Here is a 2,387-nt window from a genome sequence, read left to right as displayed (position 1 = left end):
TGGACTATCTCCTGTAGCTGTAGCGCTATTCTCTACAAATCCTGCATCAATATCAGTCTGAGTGATTGTTTGATTAGCCGTTACAGTTACACTATCGCCTGGAGCCAATGTAACGATTGGACTCCCTACAATACTACCTGCATCTGCATTAGCATCAGTAATTTCTATATCGGTAATAAAGGTATTACCAATATTGGTAACCACAATATCATATTCTATAACATTATTTAATACGCTTCCAGGAACTCTTATAGTTTTGGTTACTTGTAATAATGGATTAGGTATTTCATCATCATTAATAGTACCTATTCCTTGTGCATCAGTTGCTGTAATAAGAGTGCTAGTAGTATCCGTTTCTGCATTTGTAATATTTACTTCAAAGGTTTCTGTAAATTCGAAAATCAAATCTTCTACTGTTGGAACCGTTACATTTACAGTCGTACTACCTGCTGGAATGGTAACCGTTAAAGTAGCTGGCTCTGTATAATCACCTGTCTCTACTGCCGTTACATCATCAATGGTGAAGGTAACTGTAATAGCCTCACTACTTGGATTACTTAAACTTACTGCAAACACTGCATCATCGCCTTCATCAACTGTAACATCATTGATACTTACCGTAGGTACTGGATCATCATCGTTAATCGTACCGATACCTTGATTGTCACTTACTGTTAAGGTAGTATTAGTCGTATCTGTTTCTGCATCTGTGATATTAACCTCGAAAGTCTCCGTTGGCTCATTCGTTGTATCTTCTACTGTTGGAACTGTAACATTTACAGTCGTACTACCTGCTGGAATGGTAACCGTCAAGGTAGCTGGCTCTGTATAATCACCTGTCTCTACTGCCGTTACATCATCAATGGTGAAGGTAACTGTAATAGCTTCACTACTTGGATTGCTTAAACTTACTGCAAATACTGCATCATCGCCTTCATCAACTGTAACATCATTGATACTTACCGTAGGTACTGGATCATCATCGTTGATTGTACCGATACCTTGATTGTCACTTACCGTTAAGGTAGTATTGGTCGTATTTGTTTCTGCATCTGTGATATTAACCTCGAAAGTCTCCGTAGGCTCATTCGTAGTATCTTCTACTGTTGGAACCGTTACATTTACAGTCGTACTACCTGCTGGAATGGTAACCGTTAAAGTAGCTGGTTCTGTATAATCACCTGTCTCTACTGCTGTAACATCATCAATGGTGAAGGTAACTGTAATAGCTTCACTACTTGGATTACTTAAACTTACTGCAAACACTGCATCATCTCCTTCATCAACTGTAACATCATTGATACTTACCGTAGGTACTGGATCATCATCGTTGATCGTACCGATACCTTGATTGTCACTTACCGTTAAGGTAGTATTGGTCGTATCTGTTTCTGCATCTGTGATATTAACCTCGAAAGTCTCTGTAGGTTCGTTCGTTGTATCTTCTACTGTTGGAACCGTTACATTTACAGTCGTACTACCTGCTGGAATGGTAACCGTTAAAGTAGCTGGCTCTGTATAATCGCCTGTCTCTACTGCCGTTACATCATCAATGGTGAAAGTAACTGTAATAGCTTCACTACTTGGATTACTTAAACTTACTGCAAATACTGCATCATCGCCTTCATCAACTGTAACATCTGCAATGCTTACTGTTGGTACTCCATCATCGTCATTGATCGTACCGATACCTTGATTGTCACTTACCGTTAAGGTAGTATTAGTCGTATCTGTTTCTGCATCTGTGATATTTACCTCAAAGGTCTCCGTAGGCTCATTCGTTGTATCTTCTACTGTTGGAACTGTAACATTTACAGTCGTACTACCTGCTGGAATGGTAACCGTTAAAGTAGCTGGCTCTGTATAATCACCCGTCTCTACTGCTGTAACATCATCAATGGTGAAGGTAACTGTAATAGCCTCACTACTTGGATTACTTAAACTTACTGCAAATACTGCATCATCTCCTTCATCAACTGTAACATCTGCAATGCTTACTGTTGGTACTCCATCATCATCATTGATCGTACCGATACCTTGATTGTCAGTTACCGTTAAGGTAGTATTGGTCGTATTTGTTTCTGCATCTGTGATATTTACCTCAAAGGTCTCCGTAGGTTCGTTCGTAGTATCTTCTACTGTTGGAACCGTTACATTTACCGTCGTACTACCTGCTGGAATGGTAACCGTTAAAGTAGCTGGCTCTGTATAATCACCTGTCTCGGTAGCTGTTACATCATCAATGGTGAAGGTAACTGTAATAGCTTCACTACTTGGATTACTTAAACTCACCGCAAATACTGCGTCGTCGCCTTCATCAACTGTAACATCTGCAATGCTTACTGTAGGTACTGCATCATCATCATTGATTGTACCGATACCTTGAT

At 39.7% G+C, this 2,387-nt stretch carries 1 protein-coding gene; it reads right to left on the bottom strand.

The window, feature by feature from the left end; all coding sequences use genetic code 11:
- On the bottom strand, positions 1 to 2,387 hold a 2,387-nt coding region (locus QBK95_RS22870; protein ID WP_280936887.1), incomplete at both ends, for a Calx-beta domain-containing protein.

It is taken from the genome of Aquimarina mycalae, from assembly GCF_029906345.1.
Taxonomy (GTDB): domain Bacteria; phylum Bacteroidota; class Bacteroidia; order Flavobacteriales; family Flavobacteriaceae; genus Aquimarina.
This window is presented reverse-complemented; position numbering and strand designations above follow the sequence as displayed.